This is a genomic window from bacterium (assembly GCA_026708055.1).
GTDB lineage: Bacteria > Actinomycetota > Acidimicrobiia > Acidimicrobiales > CATQHL01 > VXNF01.
Genome location: JAPOVS010000039.1, coordinates 1 through 12676, shown reverse-complemented (window position 1 = coordinate 12676; position 12676 = coordinate 1). Strand labels below are relative to the sequence as shown.

General features: G+C 69.9%; 13 protein-coding genes. 9 read left to right on the top strand and 4 right to left on the bottom strand.

Going from position 1 to position 12676, the window contains the following annotated elements; genetic code table 11:
- Window positions 1-10 precede the first annotated feature (10 nt).
- The gene (locus tag OXG55_07705) at window positions 11-1816 is read left to right on the top strand and encodes an AAA family ATPase (GenBank protein ID MCY4103126.1); all 1806 of its coding nucleotides are present in this window, start codon (window positions 11-13) and stop codon (window positions 1814-1816) included.
- Between the two features lie 132 nt (window positions 1817-1948).
- Entirely contained in the window at window positions 1949-3160 is a 1212-nt protein-coding gene (locus tag OXG55_07700; GenBank protein ID MCY4103125.1) for a hypothetical protein, read from the top strand.
- An 87-nt stretch (window positions 3161-3247) separates the two neighbouring features.
- On the opposite strand, the gene OXG55_07695 is transcribed toward OXG55_07700, so the two are convergent.
- Complete coding sequence (locus OXG55_07695; protein ID MCY4103124.1) at window positions 3248-3562, bottom strand: HigA family addiction module antitoxin; 315 nt, start codon at window positions 3560-3562, stop codon at window positions 3248-3250.
- Window positions 3549-4292, bottom strand: a complete 744-nt coding sequence (locus OXG55_07690; GenBank protein MCY4103123.1) for a gamma-glutamyl-gamma-aminobutyrate hydrolase family protein — start codon at window positions 4290-4292, stop codon at window positions 3549-3551. Before OXG55_07690 ends, OXG55_07695 begins: the two co-directional genes overlap by 14 nt.
- A 135-nt stretch (window positions 4293-4427) precedes the next feature.
- Here OXG55_07690 and OXG55_07685 point away from each other — a divergent pair, with 135 nt between their 5' ends.
- Window positions 4428-4592, top strand: coding sequence for a hypothetical protein (locus tag OXG55_07685; GenBank protein MCY4103122.1), 165 nt, complete (start codon window positions 4428-4430; stop codon window positions 4590-4592).
- Entirely contained in the window at window positions 4535-4813 is a 279-nt protein-coding gene (locus OXG55_07680; protein MCY4103121.1) for a hypothetical protein, read from the top strand. The genes OXG55_07685 and OXG55_07680 overlap by 58 nt, the downstream gene beginning before the upstream one ends.
- A gap of 1 nt (window position 4814) precedes the next feature.
- Here OXG55_07680 and OXG55_07675 read toward each other — a convergent pair whose 3' ends face one another.
- Together OXG55_07675 and OXG55_07670 are read right to left on the bottom strand one after the other, a co-directional pair.
- Entirely contained in the window at window positions 4815-5738 is a 924-nt protein-coding gene (locus OXG55_07675) for a hydroxymethylglutaryl-CoA lyase (protein MCY4103120.1), read from the bottom strand.
- Window positions 5739-5890: 152 nt separating this feature from the next.
- Window positions 5891-7105 (bottom strand): BMP family ABC transporter substrate-binding protein, encoded by a 1215-nt coding sequence (locus OXG55_07670; GenBank protein ID MCY4103119.1) that lies wholly within the window; start codon window positions 7103-7105, stop codon window positions 5891-5893.
- Between the two features lie 251 nt (window positions 7106-7356).
- Between OXG55_07670 and OXG55_07665 the strand changes: the two genes are divergently transcribed.
- The 5 genes from OXG55_07665 to OXG55_07645 all read left to right on the top strand — a co-directional run.
- Window positions 7357-8649 (top strand): glutamine synthetase family protein, encoded by a 1293-nt coding sequence (locus OXG55_07665; GenBank protein ID MCY4103118.1) that lies wholly within the window; start codon window positions 7357-7359, stop codon window positions 8647-8649.
- A 128-nt stretch (window positions 8650-8777) separates the two neighbouring features.
- Window positions 8778-10538 carry an amidohydrolase family protein gene (locus tag OXG55_07660; protein MCY4103117.1) on the top strand — a complete coding sequence of 587 codons (1761 nt, stop codon included), beginning with the start codon at window positions 8778-8780 and terminating at the stop codon, window positions 10536-10538.
- Between the two features lie 34 nt (window positions 10539-10572).
- Entirely contained in the window at window positions 10573-11817 is a 1245-nt protein-coding gene (locus tag OXG55_07655) for a 4-hydroxybutyrate CoA-transferase (GenBank protein MCY4103116.1), read from the top strand.
- A 140-nt stretch (window positions 11818-11957) separates the two neighbouring features.
- The gene (locus tag OXG55_07650) at window positions 11958-12341 is read left to right on the top strand and encodes a DUF4437 domain-containing protein (protein MCY4103115.1); all 384 of its coding nucleotides are present in this window, start codon (window positions 11958-11960) and stop codon (window positions 12339-12341) included.
- A 124-nt stretch (window positions 12342-12465) separates the two neighbouring features.
- A partial coding sequence (locus tag OXG55_07645) for a hypothetical protein (GenBank protein MCY4103114.1) occupies window positions 12466-12676 on the top strand: 211 nt, incomplete at its 3' end.

The window sequence follows — 12676 nt, the reverse complement described above, 5'->3', positions numbered from 1 at the left end:
CACCACACCGATGACCAGCAGACTGACCAGCGCGGTATGGGAGGGTGTCGAGAACGTCTACGCCGCGGCAGACCTCTGGGTGGAACGCGCTCTGCGCGACGACGATTCGCTGTTCACGCCAGGCGCGCCGATCTGGACGCTCAGCAGGCTGCGCGAGCTGCGGGAACGATTTCTCGACAGACCCGACGAGGGCGCTGGCAGTTTCGAGGACAAGCTGAGGGAGCAACTCGAAGGAAGCCCGCCGGAGGTCCACCAGCTGATGGCAGAGGTGCTGTATGCACACCTTCTGATCATCAGCCGGAACAGCATGAAAGGTGAGACCAAGCGCAGGAAGATCGATGTGGTGCTCGGCTGGGGGGCGCCGATTGCAACAATGCCCGACGCGGTCGCCAAGGGCCTCACACCTGGAGTCGCCTTCAGTCAGGCGCTCAACCTCTACCGCCCCGAGCAGGTTGGATTCATCATCGAGTTCGCCGAGCAGTGGAAGGAGGTCCCGCGTGTCGAGCGAGGGCCCCGACTGGACGATCCGTGGGCGTTCAAGGAGTTCGTCAACGGGGTGGACCCTCGTGGCCGACTGCTCCGCGGGCACCCGAACAAGGCCCGTGCGCAGCGGAGGGCCGTGCTCCACTTGGTGCACCCCGACACGTTCGAGCGGATCCTCACTGCCGACGATAGCGAGAAGCTCGTCAATGATTTCGCAGATCTCGTGACCGAGGAGACGACCGACACCGACCGGAAATTGCAACAGATCCGCAGCGCCCTCGAGGCCGAGCACGGCGCGGACTTCGACTTCTATGTGAACGTACTGCAAGCAACGGGTGACGACGACGCCACCGGTGAGGACGACCCCGCGGAGGATGCCAGCGAACCCCCGGCACCTGGTCTCGCCGAACTCGCCCGCAAGCTGCTCCTGACCGAGCCCGATGATTTCCTTCACCGGATCGAGAAACTGCTCGACGACAAGCGGCAGATCATCTTCCAGGGGCCGCCGGGCACGGGGAAGACGTACGTCGCGCAGGCGCTGGCTCAACACCTTGCCGGGTCCGACGACCGGGTCACGCTCGTGCAGATGCACCCCTCCTACGCCTATGAGGACTTTGTGCAGGGCTTCCGCCCGACGATGCAGGGTGGGCAGCCAGGGTTCGAGTTGCGCGACGGCCCGCTGCCGCGGGTCGCCGAGGCGGCGCGGGCTAATCCGGCCGCGAAGCATTTCCTGATCATCGACGAGATCAATCGCGGCAACCTCGCCAAGGTGTTCGGGGAGTTGTACTTCCTGCTGGAGTACCGCAAGCGGGGAATCAGGCTCCAGTACCAGAGCGGCGAAGAGGCGGACTTCTCGCTCCCACCCAACCTTTATTTCATCGGCACGATGAACACGGCCGACCGATCGATCGCGCTGGTCGACTCGGCGCTGCGCCGGCGCTTCTACTTCGTGGAGTTCCATCCGGACGCCGAGCCGATCAAGGGTCTGCTGCGCCGCTGGCTGAAGGTCAACGCCCGCGGCATGGATTGGGTCGCCGACGTTCTGGAACGAGCCAACGAACTCCTCCGCGACGACCGGCACGCCGCCGTCGGACCGAGCCACTTCATGAAGTCCGGCCTCGACGACGAGGCCGTGGAGCGCATCTGGACGCACAGCGTCCTCCCCTACGTCGAGGAGTGCCTCTACGGGCAGCACGACCGGCTGAGCGAATTCGACCTCGCCGCGCTGCAACAGACGGGCGGACCGGGCACGCCACAGGCCGACGGCGAACCACCCGACGAGCACGGCAGGACGGATCGTGACGGCTCCGGCGACGGCGAGGAGACCGGGTGATGCATTCGCCGCCGCGGGCAGCGGACCCCCCGAACAGGTGACATCTCCCGGCCCTTTGGCTGGCCCAGGGCACCCACCGCGGGGCGCCCCCCGAACAGGTGGCATCTCCGGTTCCGCCGAGGGGCCCGAGTCGTGAGGCGGCTTGACCTGCGGGAGCACGTCCGCAGCGGGCCGCACCGCCTGTCCGTCGAGCAGCGCGACTCCCTCGATCAGGCCGGGCTGTCGCTGACGATGGAGCCCGCTGCGGGGACCGACGGGGCGTACCATCTCACACCCGGTTCGGTCGTCGGAGCGGTCGAGGTCGGCGACCTGTCGGTGCTCATCGCACCGAAGATCGGCATCCCGCAGCTGCTGACGCTCGTCTGCTTCGCCGCCGGCACCTTCGAACCCAGGCACGAGTTGTTCGACTATCCGCGTGACGAGGCACCGGCCGACGTGCTGGCCCTGGCGCTGGGATCAGCCGCCCGCCGGGCCTTCGGGCGCGGCCTGCTTCACGGGTACCGCAGTGAGGACGACGCGCTGCCGACGGTGCGCGGCCGGATCAGGATCGACGAGCAGATCCGCCGGCGGCACGGCATTGCACCGCCGATCGAGGTTCGCTTCGACGAATTCACCGACGACATCACAGCGAACCGGCTCGTGAAGTCGGCGGTCGGCATACTGGGCCGGATGCGGCTCCGCTCGCCGGCCGCCCGCAGGGAACTCGGCTGGATCGCTGGGATCCTGACGAACGTCTCGACGGTGGAGTATCCGGCCGGCGCCGTCCCGGGCGTTCACTTCGACCGGCTGAACGAGCACTACCGCGAGGTCGTGGGGCTAGCTCGCCTGGTGCTACAGCACTGCGCCTTCGAGTCGGGCCGCGGCGGCTTGCGGGCGTCCGGATTCCGGGTGGACATGACCACCGTCTTCCAGGATCTCGTGACCACCGGGCTCCGGCAGGCGCTCGGACTCTCCGCCGAGACATTCGGGGAACAGAAGATCCGGAGCCTCGACGAGGGCGGAGCGGTGAGCCTCCGACCCGACCTCACCTGGCGCCACGGCGCTTCGGTGGTGTTCGTGGGCGACGCCAAGTACAAGAACCTCGCCGGGGGCCTGCCGAACGCCGACATCTACCAATTGCTCGCCTACGTCACCGCCGCCGACCTGCCCGGCGGACTGCTCGTCTATGCCAAGGGCGAGGCCGAACCCGCGATCTACCGCCTCAGGGGATCACACCGCCGACTCGAAGTCGTCGCCCTCGACCTGTCGGGGACATTGGACGAGGTGCTGGAGCGCCTCAGCGCGATCGCGGACAGAGTGAAGGCCCTGCGCGACGAGGCAACAGCGTGGCCGAACGCCGCCTGAGCCCGACGACTCGCCGGCGCACGACTATCGGATCGATCCTCACCCGCATGTAGGAGATTCTTGACGGCCACCATGCCCCTGTGTTCGTCAACCGGTTGCCCGTATGGGTTCGGCGGGCTGCACCCGGCGCGCAATCTCGCTTCCGGATCGAATCTCCGCGACGCGCAGTTCGAACGTCTTCTGCCGATTCAGCCAGAGTTGTGGCGTCGTGCCGAAGTAGCGCGCCAGGCGAAGAGCCGTGTCCGCCGTGACACCGCGCTGGCCGTTAAGAATCGCCGTCACCCGATTGGTGGGAACACCCAGAGCTGACGCGAGAGCACTGGCCGACAGGCCTCGCTCAGCGAGTTCCTCGCCCAGAATCTCCCCGGGATGCACAGGCTGCATACCACTACCGCTGTTCATTGCCGACTCGCCGGGTGCGGGCGACGAACCAGTCGAAGATGGGGTCTCGCTCGGGCAACAGTTCGGGATGCCACTGGACGGCCACCACGGGGGCGTCGCCGCATTCGAGGCCTTCGACGGAGCCGTCGGGCGCCTCGGCGGTGATCTCCAGACCCTCGCCGAGGCGGTTTACGGTCTGGTGGTGCAGCGAGTTGACCATCACTGACCGGCCGTAGACACCCGCCAGGACCGAACCCGGCGCGAAGGTCACCTCGTGCTGGAGTTTCTCGGGGGGCTCGTCGAACAGTCCGTGTTCGGGGACGTGCTGGTTCAACGTCCCGCCCCGCCAGACGTTCACCACCTGCAGGCCCCGGCAGATGGCCAGTACCGGCACGTCGGCCTCGGCGGCGGCGTCGAGCAGCGCCAACTCGTGTGCGTCGCGGGCGGGTTCGGGGTCCAGTGCATCGGGCTCGGGCTCGGCACCGTACAGGGCGGGGTCCACGTCGGTGCCGCCCGGCAGCACGATCCCGTCGAGGCGCTCGACGACCTGCGCCGGATCGGTCTCGAGAGACAGCAGAACCGGTAGCCCGCCGGCCTCGGCCACCCGCCGGGCGTAGTCCCGGAAATAGAGCTCCAACTCCAGCTTGGCCAGTACCGGGAGGATGCCCGCCACGCCGCCGGCGCTCTTCCGCCGTCCCGGCAGCCCGATGAGGGGCGGGCGCTGCCCCGAATTCCCCGCAGATGGCGGCATGGGTGGCCAGTGTAAGGACACCGATGCCCGCCACACCGGGGGGGCCGGCCGCCGCCTACTGCGCCGCCGAGCTTCGTGCGAAGGCCCGCCGACCGGATCCAGACGCCCGAGAGCTTTCCCGTACAGTGAGAGTCCGTGAGCGACGTCGACTTCATCGGCGCCCACTTGGTCGGCTCGATCACGCCCACTCGCCTCGCCGACCTGATGCTGCTGGAGGATCTCACCGACGTCCGCCCCCGCCGGTGCTGGCCGGCGGCGAGGTGCTGGCCACCCTGGCGCTGCCCTACGGCGGCTGCATGAGCGACCGGCCGTGGGAGGAGGTCCACGCGGGCCTCGAGGAGGTGACCGCGGCGGCCCGGTCGCTGGGCTGCGCCATCGCCTCGCCGTTCATGATCCTGTCGTTCGTCGGCCTCGCCGGCGTGCCCGACGACGGCCTCACCGAGAAGGGCCTCATCGACACGTTCACCCAGACGTTCCTGCCCGTGCTGGTCTGCTGCCGCTGCCCGGCGCACGCAGGCTGAGTCAGGGGGCGGCGCCGTCGGGAAAACCGCCGGCCTTGGAGAGGTAACCGGGGACGGGGTGGTCGAGGATCCCCTCGAGCCATCGCACCGACTCGCACAGCGACTCCAGCGAGACACCGGTCTCGACACCAGAGCGGTCCAGCAGGTACACGAGGTCCTCGGTGGCAATGTTCCCGGTGGCATTCGGAGCGAAGGGGCAGCCGCCGATCCCGCCGAGGCTGGCGTCGAGCACCTCCACCCCGGCGTGGACCGCGGCCAGCGCGTTGGCGTAGCCCGTGTTGCGGGTGTTGTGGAAATGCGCCCGCAGGCGCACCCCGCCGCCGACCGCCTCCCGGACCGCTGCGACGCGCCCGGTCACATCCTGCGGCACGGCCACACCGATGCTGTCGGCGATGGCGATCTCGGCGGGGCCGCTCCGGACCACCTCCGCGGCCACCGCGGCGAGGCGCTCGACAGGCACGGGGCCCTCGTAGGGGCATCCGAATGCCGCCGAGAGCGTCACCCCCGCGGAGATCCCACCGGCACGCGCACCCTCGGCGAGCTCCTCCCAGAGCGTCACCGCCCCCGCGGTGTCCGTGCCCTGGTTTCGTTCGCAGAACGTGTCCGAGCAGACCACCACAGCGTTGATCTCGTCCACGCCGGCGGCGAGCGCCCGGTCGAGCCCTCTCCGGTTCATGACGAGACCGATGTAGGTCACGTCGTCGGACCGTGGGAGCGCAGCCATGACAGCCTCGGCGTCGGCCATCTGCGGAACGCGCTCGGGGTTGACGAAGCTCGCAGCCTCCAGGCGCCGGACACCGGCGTCGACCAGCCGAGCGATCAACTCCACCTTGCCGGCGGTCGAGACCGCCGTCGGATCACTCTGCAGCCCGTCCCGCGCCGCGACATCGACGATCTCCACTGCTGCTGCAGGTCCTGATCGCATCGCCGACCTCCCGATCGCGCTCTCTGCACAACTGGCGCGGATCGTACAGGGGCCGGCGGGCACGGGGCCACGGCGGCCCGCCGGATGTCGCCGCACCCGATGCCCCCGCCCAGCGGCGGGGGCTCAGGTCTATGCGGTCGGGTGATTGCCCCCTAGAACGGGAACGGGATCTCGATCTCCCCGGCCACCACGGCACCCACGAAGTCGTCGAGGATCTGCTGCAACTCCTCGAGACTCGTGGCGGTCTCCACGGTGGCGTCCATGTTGATGGGCAGCACCTCGATGCCGCCGTTCTGCAGGCTGCCGGGATAGAAGGCGTTGCCGAACGAGCCGTCGCGCACCGTGTCGAAGTACGTCTGGAACAACTCGCTGAGGCGGATGACCGTGGCCCCGAGGTACACGTCGGGTGCGGTCTCGTACTGCGAACCGAAGCCCACCAGGATCGGGATCCCGGCGGCCGAGGCCGACTGGGCGGCGCCGATGCAGATGCCGTCACCGGAGCAGTAGATGAGGTCGGCGCCCTGGTCGATGAGCGACGTCGCCACCTCGGCGGCCTTCTGCACGTTCACGAAGTCGCCCGCGAAGCCCTCCAGGAATTGCACGTCGGGGTTGACCGAGGCCACGCCCTGCTGGAACGAGAGGTGCATGACCTTCACGAAGTCGAACTCCGGCCCGCCGACGATGCCGATTGTGTCGCCGATCAGGGCGTGCGCGGCCACGATGCCGTTGGGATAGGCCATGTCCTGGACGTTGTAGAGCCAGTCCACGACGTTGTCCTGCGGGTCGGCGCCCTCCACGAGCACACCGCCGGTCATGGCGAAGTCCACGTCGGGGAACTCCGCGTAGAGCTCCATGATCGGGTCCACGTACTCGATCCCGTGACCGATGATCAGGTCGAAGCCCCGGCTGGCGAAGCCCCGGATCGCCGGCAGTGAATCGGTGGGCTCGATGATCTCCTCCAGCATCTGGAACTCGGCGATGTGGCCGTCGGCCTCCACGGCGTCGAGCAGACCCTCCGCCGCGGCCTGGCTGAAGGAGTTGTCGTTCTTGATGCCCGGCAGCAGCAGCGCCACGCGCAGCCCCTCGTCCTCGGCAGCCGCCGGGGCCGGCTCGGGCGGCGGCGGAGGTTCGGGGGCCGGTTCCGGAGCCGGCGCAGGCTCGGGCGCGGGCGCGGTCTCAGGCGCGGGTTCAGGCGCGGGCGCCGGAGCGGCAGGCTCGGGCGCAGGGGGCGGCGCGGCCGGCGCGTCGTCGTCATCCCCGCCGCAGGCGGCCGCAATCAGCGCCACCGCCAGCAGGGCCATCAGCAGGCCGGCAGGGCGCCGCCGTGCCCGTCGCCTCGTCGTGCATCGTGCAGTGGATTCGTTCAAGGTGTCCTCCCCTCGGGCGCCCCGCCGGGACGCTTCGATGTTCGGCGCTGAGCCCGACGCCACACCCCGATGTGTGGCCTCATCGCGGACCAGCGGCCCGTGTGCTACTCGCCGTGGTCGCAGCCGGTACGACCAGTACGGCAGGCTACTATCCGCCGCGCCGGAGCGACGGCGTGCAGCGGGGGCCATTGCGGTCCGTCGGCGTCCGGCGCCGCCAGCCACGAACCCCGACCGGAGAGAGCAAAGCAACGATGCTGCCAGAAGGAATGCACCGGATCCGCGTCCTGTTCGCCGACCAGTTCGGCTTCGCCCGCGGCAAATACGTGCCTGCCGCCGCGGTCACCGGCGAGGTGGGCTTCTCCGTGACCATCTTCGGCGTCGGCTACGACCGCGACCTCATCCCGGCGCCGGGAGCAGAGGTGCTGGAGGGCATGGGAGACCTCTCGGCGCTCTACTCGCTCGAGGACGTGCGTCCCAGCTGGGACGAGGGCACGGGTGTCGTCATCGCCGACCTCGAGCGGCTGGGCCGACCGCTGGCGATCTCGTCGCGCCTGGCGGCACAGCGCGCCATCGAGGCGCTCGCCGCGGCCACCGGCGGCACCCCCAAGATCGGCGTCGAGTTGGAGGCCTACGTACTGCAGCCCGACGGCTCGGGGGGCTGGGAGCCATGGGACACGCCCGGCGCCTACTGCTACGGCACCGGCGCCGTCGTGGATCCGGTCGGCTTGTTCGACGACATCCTGGCCGCGGCGGCGACCTGTGGGATCGGCATCGAGACGGCGGGCAGCGAGTACGACAACCCGCAGTTCGAGGTGGTGGTCGGCTACGGCGATGCCCTCGAGGCGCTGGACCGTGCCTTCCTGCTGAGGCAGCTGTGCCGTGAGGTTGCACTGCGCCACGGCCTGCTGCTGACCTTCCTGGGACGTCCGTTCCAGGACCGCGGCGGCAACGGCACCCACTTCCACCTCAGCGTCACCGCTGACGACGGCCGGAACCTCTTCGACGACCCGGAGAGCGACGACGGGCTGTCGGACATGGCCAAGGGAGCCATCGCCGGCGTGCTCGCCCACCATGAGGCGCTGACCGCCCTGTGCGCGCCCACCGTGAACGCCTACAAGCGCCTGAAGCCCGGCGAGTTGGCGGGCTACTGGGCCAACTGGGGCTACGACCACCGCTCGGTGGCGGTGCGGGTGCCCTCGGGGCGGGGGCCTGCCAGCCGCCTCGAGCACCGGCTCCCCGATGGCACCGCCAACCTGTACCTGTCGGCGGCGGCGCTGATGGCCGCCGCCCGACTGGGGATCGAGGCCGGCGATCCTCCGCCGCCGGCGGAGACGGGGGACTCCCTGGAGACCGCCAATACCGAGCGCTGCTGTCCGGAGAACCTCTCGCTGGCCCTCGACGCCCTCGAGGCCGACGAGGCGCTCTACGAAGCGGTCGGCACCGAGATCACCGACCACTTCGTGGCCATGAAGCGCGCCGAGTGGGCCCGCTACGCCCGCGCCGTCACCGACTGGGAGCTACGGGAGTACCTCGCCTTCCACTAGCCCACCCGGCCCGGACCGGGCCGCGGTTGCGAACCTAGACTCCCCGGCTACGACGGCCTCGGCGCGTGCCGGCCCGGATCGCGAGCACCGGCACAGCACTCCCGACCCGATCCACACGGAGGTCAGCCATGTACAGCCAGCGAGCCATCGACGTCGGACTCGGGCGCCGCCCCGCCGACAAGGTCTTCACCGGGGGGAAGCTCGTCAACGTGTTCACCGCCGAAGTGTACGACGCCGGCGTGGCCATCGCCGGCGACCGCATCGCCGCCATCGGCGATGTGAGCGAGACCATCGGCGACGACACCGAGGTCATCGACGCCTCCGGCATGCACCTCGTACCGGGGCTCATCGATCCGCACGTGCACACCGAGGTCACCAAGATGTCCATCACCCGGTTCGCCTCGGTGGTCCTGGCGCGCGGTACCACGTCGGTCTGCACCGCCTTCGATCAGATCGCCCCGGTGCGCGGCATCGACGGCATCCGCTACATGCTCGACGAGGCGGCCGACCTGCCGCTGCGCATCTTCAACCCGCCGCCCTCGAAGATCCCCTACACGATCCCCGAGGGCACCCTGGGGGCCAGCGTGGGACCCGACGACCACCGCATCGCCATGCAGTGGGACGAGGCCAACGGCATCGCCGAGACCACCTTCGACTTCATCCGCGCCGGCGACACCGACGTGATCGAGTCCATCGGGCTCTGCGAGGCGCACAAGCTGCCCGTCCACGGTCACGCCCCGTTCGTGACCGGCCTGGCGCTCGGCGCCTACGCCAACTGCGGCGCCCGCGACGATCACGAGTGCTTCTCCGCCGAGGAGACCATCGACAAGCTGCGCAACGGGTTCTTCTGCCTGCTGCGGGAGGCCACGATGGCCTTCAACCTGGCCGACTGCATCAAGGCGGTCACCGAGGCAGGACTGCCCACCCGCCGGGTCAGCCTCTGCTCCGACGACACCGACACCTCCACGCTGGTGCGCCTCGGGCACATGGACCACATCGTGCGCCGGGCCATCGCCGAGGGCGTCGACCCGGTGACGGCCATCCAGATGGTGACCATCAACGCCGCCGACGCCCTGCGGGTCGACGACCGGGTGGGGGCGGTGGCGCCGGGCCGCTACGCCGACATCCTCCTGGTGGAGGACCTGGCGGACTTCGAGGTGTCGGCGGTGTACTCCGGGGGCGAGCTCGTCGCCTCCGGCGGCGCGTTGCAGGTGACTTTGACGCCGCCGGAACGCCCGCCCGAGCTGCTCCGCACCTTCTCGCTGACGCCGGTGGAGCCCGACGACCTGCTGTTCCGCACCGACATGGAAGACGGCCGCGTGGAGGCCATCTCCATGTTCATCCCACCGGAGATCCCGCTGCGGCTGCGCCGGGACGTGGAGTTGACCATCGAGGGTGGATTCGTTCTGGCCGACCCGTCCATCGACGTGTCCTACGTCTCGGTCCTGGAGCGCTACAACGACACGGGCTCGCGCTCCACCGCCTTCATGTCGGGCTTCAGTCTCACCGACGGGGCGCTGGCCACCTCGCTGTCACCCGACGACGAGAACGTGGTGTGCATCGGCGCTGACACGGAGTCGATGGCCACGGCCATCAACCGGGTGATCGAACTGAACGGCGGCCAGGTCGTGGCCCGCGGCGGCGACGTCCTGGCCGAGCTGCCGCTGCCGCTGGCGGGCATCATGAGCGACATCTCGCCCGCCGAGATGGTGGCCGCCGAGGACCGGCTCATCGCCGCCGCCGGTGAGTTGGGCTGCGGGCTGGCGAACCCGTTCATGTGGCTGATCTTCCTGCCGATCACGGCGATCCCGCAGTACTCGCTGCTGGACCGCGGCTTCGTGGAGCAGGCCACGCTCTCGTTCTGCAGCCCCCTGGTGCGCCGGGTCTAGGCCGGCGAACCCCCGGACCGCGACGGGGCGCCCGATGGGCCGGTGGGTGTCGCTCGCCGAAGCGGTCGGAACTCTCGAGCCGACCTCCGCGGTGGTCCTGCCGCCGGGGGCCGGGGGCGCCGGCGCCATCGAGCGTGAGATCGGCCGGCAGGCGGATCGGCTCCGCGGGCTCGACGTCTACAGCGGCCTGCTGCTGTCGGACTACCCGTTCCTGCGCGACGGCATCTCCTACACCACGTGGCACGTCATGGGCCCGGTGCGGACGGCCATCGCCGACGGGTCGGTGCGATTCCTCCCGATCCGCGGCTCGCAGGTGTCGCAACTGTTCCGCACCGGGCGCCTCCCGCTCGACGTGGCCGTCGTGCACGTCTCGCCTCCCGACGCTGACGGGCGCTGCAGCCTCGGCACCTCGACCAGCTACCCGTTGACGCTGGCCCGCATGGCGCCAACGGTGATCGCCCAGGTAAACCCGCGGATGCCGCGGGTCGCCGGCGAGGCGAGCCTGCACGTCTCCGAGATCGACTGGCTCACCGAGGTGGACGAACCGCTCGGCGAGCACGCCCGGGCGGCGGTCACCCCGACCGCGGCGGCCATCGGGGACCACCTCGTGGCGCTGATCCCGTCGGGGACGACGCTGCAGGCCGGTATCGGCGCCATTCCCGAGGCGCTGCTGCAGAACCTGTGCGCGTCAGATGTGGGCGACCTGCGCATCTACGGCATGGGCGTCGACGCCATCGCGGCGCTGGATGACGCCGGCAAGCTCCGATCGGTCCGTGACGGGCAGCCGTCGTCCCTCTGCGCGGAGTTGATGGGCACGGCGACGCTGTACGACTACGCCGACAACAACCCTGCTCTCGAGATGCATCCCTTCGACACGATCCTCGATCCGGCACAGATCGCCGGCTTCGAGGGATTCGTGTCGGTGAACTCGGCGGTACAGGTCGACCTCATGGGCCAGGCCAACGTGGAACATCTCGCCGGCGCGCAGCTGAGCGGCGTGGGCGGCGGTTACGACTTCGCGCAGGGTGCCTGGCTCTCCCCCGGGGGCAAGAGCATCATCGCCATGCCCTCCACGAACCGCCGCGGCGACGTGTCGCGCATCGTGGCGCAACTGGATCCGACCGCTCCGGTGGGCGTTCCCCGGCACTTCACGCAGTACGTCGTCACCGAGCACGGCGTCGCCGACCTGTCGGGTCTCGGCCTGCGGGAGCGGGCGGAGGCTCTCATCGGCGTGGCCGCGCCGCAGTTCCGCGACGGGTTGGCGAACTCCCTCGGCTGAGGGGCCGAACCCGTTGGACGACCTCGTCTCGGGACGCCGGCTCGGCGTGATCCTCGGCGCTGAGCGGGACGCCGCCGCTTCGGGGAGAATCAACCGGAGCAACCTACGACCGAACTCGGAGACGGGAGGGGGTCGCCGCCATGGGCCGACCGATCGTGATGGGCATCAATCTGGACGACGTGGAGTGGGAGCCGGCCGAGACCCTGTGGGACGACACCGGCGAGGCCGTGCCCGGCGGGCTGCTCGTCAAGGTCCTCAGCACCGACGACGAGAGCGGGGCCAGCACCGTGCTCGTGAAGGCCCCGCCGGGGTGGAGCACCGCAGCCCCCGAGGTGCACAGCGTGCTGCAGGAGGGTTTCATCCTCGAGGGCACCTACCACAACGGTGACGTGGAGTTACGGGCGCCCGCCTACTTCTGCCTGCCGCCGGGCACCGTGCACGGCCCTGCCCGATCGGAGGGCCACGTCGTGCTCAGCATGCTGTCGGGACCGCTGGACATCACGCACGTGGCGCACGACGGCTGACCGAACGAGCCTCAGCAGCCAGGGTCCGCCGAGGGTTATAGTGCGGCCCGGCATCTGCCGGTAGGGGAATTCTCTCGCGGGGGAGTGAGGCCGTCAGGCGCTTGCAGCGGTCAGGAGGTCGACCATGAACCGCTCCCGAATCGTCCGTACTTCTCTGCTGTTCGGAGTTCTCCTGCTCCTCGCCGCGGCCTGCGCCGAGACCGGCGACGATGAGGCGGCGGCGGTGAGCGCCGCCGCCGCCGATGCGCTCTCGGACGCGCAGGCGGCCCGATCGGAGGCCACCGCCGCCGACAGCGCCGCCACCGCGGCCGACGCAGCAGCCGAAGCCGCCGCGG

Bases quoted from the DNA above. Each gene is read 5' to 3' on its own strand.
- OXG55_07660 (MCY4103117.1), top strand. From the start codon at position 8,778: ATGTACAGCCAGCGAGCCATCGACGTCGGACTCGGGCGCCGCCCCGCC.
- OXG55_07695 (MCY4103124.1), bottom strand. From the start codon at position 3,562: ATGAACAGCGGTAGTGGTATGCAGCCTGTGCATCCCGGGGAGATTCTG.
- OXG55_07690 (MCY4103123.1), bottom strand. From the start codon at position 4,292: ATGCCGCCATCTGCGGGGAATTCGGGGCAGCGCCCGCCCCTCATCGGG.
- OXG55_07705 (MCY4103126.1), top strand. From the start codon at position 11: ATGACCAGCAGACTGACCAGCGCGGTATGGGAGGGTGTCGAGAACGTC.
- OXG55_07655 (MCY4103116.1), top strand. From the start codon at position 10,573: ATGGGCCGGTGGGTGTCGCTCGCCGAAGCGGTCGGAACTCTCGAGCCG.
- OXG55_07665 (MCY4103118.1), top strand. From the start codon at position 7,357: ATGCTGCCAGAAGGAATGCACCGGATCCGCGTCCTGTTCGCCGACCAG.
- OXG55_07650 (MCY4103115.1), top strand. From the start codon at position 11,958: ATGGGCCGACCGATCGTGATGGGCATCAATCTGGACGACGTGGAGTGG.
- OXG55_07675 (MCY4103120.1), bottom strand. From the start codon at position 5,738: ATGCGATCAGGACCTGCAGCAGCAGTGGAGATCGTCGATGTCGCGGCG.